We start from the raw sequence: 3,188 nt of genomic DNA, 5'->3' as shown, positions 1-3,188 counted from the left end.
TCAAGCGGGAAACTCGACCGCAAAGCACTACCCACCCCCGACCTCACCACCGGATCCGGCAGCGGCCGCCCCCCGGAAACAGACACCGAACTATCCCTGGCCGGGGTGTTCCGCGACGTACTCGCCCTCCCCGAGAGCACACCCCTGTCAGCAGACGACGACTTCTTCCGACTCGGCGGGCACTCGCTCCTTGCGACACGGGTCGTCGCCCGAGCCAACGCGATCCTCGGTTCAGGGCTGAGTCTGCGGGACGTGTTCGACCATCCCACGATCGCGGGCCTGGCTGAGATCGTCATCGAAGGCTCGAGCGTCTCGACAATTCCAGCGCTGCAAATCGGGGATCTGCCACGGCCCGCCAACCTGCCGGCGTCCTTCGGACAGCAAGCCCTCTGGGTAACTGACCAGATTGCTGGCAAGACGATCTACCGCATGGTTATGGCTCTCCGATCACGCGAACCGGTCGACGTCAGTGCCCTGCAAGCGGCCGTTCGTCGTCTCGTCGCCCGGCACGAGATCCTGCGCACAACCTTCGTGCTCGACGAAGACGCCGCCGAACTGCGTCAGAAGATCCACCCGGCCACAGAACCGAGCGTGGCGCTCGTCACGGTTGAGCAGATCCCCTCGTCAGCGTCGAATGAGAGGATTGCCGAACTCGTCGCCGCCCCAATAAACCTCGCGTCCGACTACGGCCTCCGATTCTGTCTCCTCCGCCGGGAGGAAGGCGATCTGCTCATTGCTGCCGGGCACCACATCGTCTCCGACGAGCAATCATTCGACCCCTTCCTCCGCGATCTGAACGCTCTTTATCGCGAGGAGGTGTCTRGCACGTCGTCCGAGCTCGTTGCGCTTCCCGTGCAGTTCGCGGACTTCGCGCTTTGGCACCGGGCAGTGCTCGGTGACTCCCGAGATGCGGACTCGCGCTGTCGGCGTGAACTTGAGTACTGGCGCGGTATGCTCGAAGATCTCCCTACGGAAACTCCGCTGCCGATCGATTACCCGCGCACCGACACCGACTCACGCACGGTCCGACCGGTGACCGCTGTGCTGTCTGACGATGAAGTCGGCGCCGTGGATGCCCTGCTCGTCGAGCGTAGGGCGACACCGCTGCAGGGGCTGATGACCGCGCTCACCCTCGCGCTCTGGAGCGAGGGGACCGGCACCACGGTGCCGATCGGTATACCTGCCAGCCTGCGCGATCTACCGGAGCTGAGCGACCTGATCGGCTACTTCGTGAACACTGTCGTCGTCCGCTCCGACATCGACGAGACGGACGGGTTCGGACAGGCGCTCACCAATATGCGGGAGCGCATGCTTGAGGCGAACGAGCGCAAGCTCGTGCCTTTCGACGCCGTGGTCGAGGCGATCCAGCCGATACGTGCTCCCGGGATCAGCCCTCTCTTCCAGGTGATGGCCGCCTATCTCGACCAGGGTGATCAAGAACCGGGCCCAGCCGCGACCTTCGTCCCCTACGTCCCGGTCGCGACCGGAGGACCGGGTCCGGCCCGGCCCGCCCTTTTCGACCTCGTCTACTCCATCACGAGGCGTAGCGACGGCGCTCTGGCTCTGCACCTGAACGCGGTCAGGGAACTGTTCTCCGAAGACACCTCGTCACGGCTGCTACAGAAGACGCGGCTGTTTCTGACCCTCGGCGCGCGGCATCCAGAGCTTGCGTCCGTCCATCTTGCGCAAATGGTTCAGGCTGCTCTCGATTCCGGGCTTCACGGGGCGGCCTCCGATCAGGAACGACCAGTCTTCCGCCTTGCGCTTCCCGCATTCGACATCCAGGATGCCGTGCTGTGGCGTGCTGCCGTTGATCACGTCGCTCTCGCACTGGGCGACGGCGGGATGCGGCTGCAGGTGCTCGATGACGGAAGCGGTGAACTGGTCGCTGCACACGACAACGTTGAGGCCCTCGACGCGGTCGGAGCGCTGCTCGCCGAGCTTGTCGCTGGCTACGACTCACAGAGCCGGCTGGTGATCGAGACACCGCGAGCTGGCAGCGATCAACGGACAGACGCCGAGCTCAGCACGGTTCTCGAGGATCCCTTCTGGGACGATTGGATCGACCAGCTCGCCGCGGTGCGAGATGTCAGCCTGCCGTCGAAGGCTGGCGAAGCACCGGCCTTCGCGACACATACCGTCGGGATCTCCGGACGGCGTGAGATGAGCGGCACAACGCGACTCGAAGCGTGGGATGCGATCGCCCGGACGCTCGCCCGGACGCTCGGCGAAAGCCAGCTGATCGTCGAACGGCGCGAGCCCGCGGACGCATTCACAGTCTGGAGCTACCCAGTACTTCTCGGCGAACCGGCGACCACCCCGAACGGAGGCGGCACCCACTCGCCACTTGCACTGAGCCTCGAGCGTGCGGCTGACTACGCGTCCCTGCGCGCTCGCCCGCAGCTCGGCCGATTCTTCGACGATCTGCCTCTCCCGCACATCCGGATCAGTGTGTTCCGTAGCGCGGCGGAGCGCATCGCAACGGTTCCCGCGATCCCCGCAGACAATCCGATCCAGCTCGACATCCGCATCCTGATCGGCCCGGGCCTGGCATCTGAGCCGCAAACGGTCCGGGTGGAGGTCGAGACAGCCCCTGGTATCGACCTGGATGTGCGCGCGCTGGCGGAGGAGATCGCCACCGTGACCGCCCAGATCGACTTCGCGCTCACGCTGTCGAGGCAGTCGCCAAGCGGGCTGCGTCTTCGTCGAGCTGACCGTCTCACGATCTCGTGGGAGGAAGAAGAGCGCATCCGTGCCCTCTACGGCAAAGCCGCCGAGATCCTCCCGTTGTCCACGTTGCAACGCGGCATCTTTTACCACATGGTGCGCGCGCAGGAGTCGGATGATCACAACGCCTATGTATCGCAGGCCACGAGAGAGTTGTCAGGCGCGGTCGACCCTGACCGTCTAGAGGGTGCGGTGAGGGTCGCGCTCGACCGGTACCCGAACCTTCGTGCCGCCTTCGTGCCCTCAGGTGAGGCGCAGGTGATCCCCGCTGTCGCAGATGCACCGTTCCGAATCATCTCGCTCACCGAGTGGTCCGAACTCCGTGTGGACATCGGTGATTTCCTGGCAGCCGAGCGACGTGAGCCCTTCGACTTCCAGACTCCACCGCTGATCCGGTTCACCCTCATCGAGCGGTCGACCGATGCCTGGATTCTGGCGATGAGCTTTGAGCACATTCTGCT

1 protein-coding gene is annotated in these 3,188 nt (G+C 64.9%); it reads left to right on the top strand.

The annotated features are described in order from the left end of the window. The coding region (locus CC117_RS09210; RefSeq protein ID WP_241829957.1) for a condensation domain-containing protein at positions 1-3,188 on the top strand (3,188 nt) is incomplete at both ends.

The organism is Parafrankia colletiae (assembly GCF_001854655.1).
GTDB lineage: Bacteria > Actinomycetota > Actinomycetes > Frankiales > Frankiaceae > Parafrankia > Parafrankia colletiae.
The sequence above is the reverse complement of the archived record's forward strand: the minus strand, read 5'-3'. Positions and strand labels throughout refer to the sequence as shown.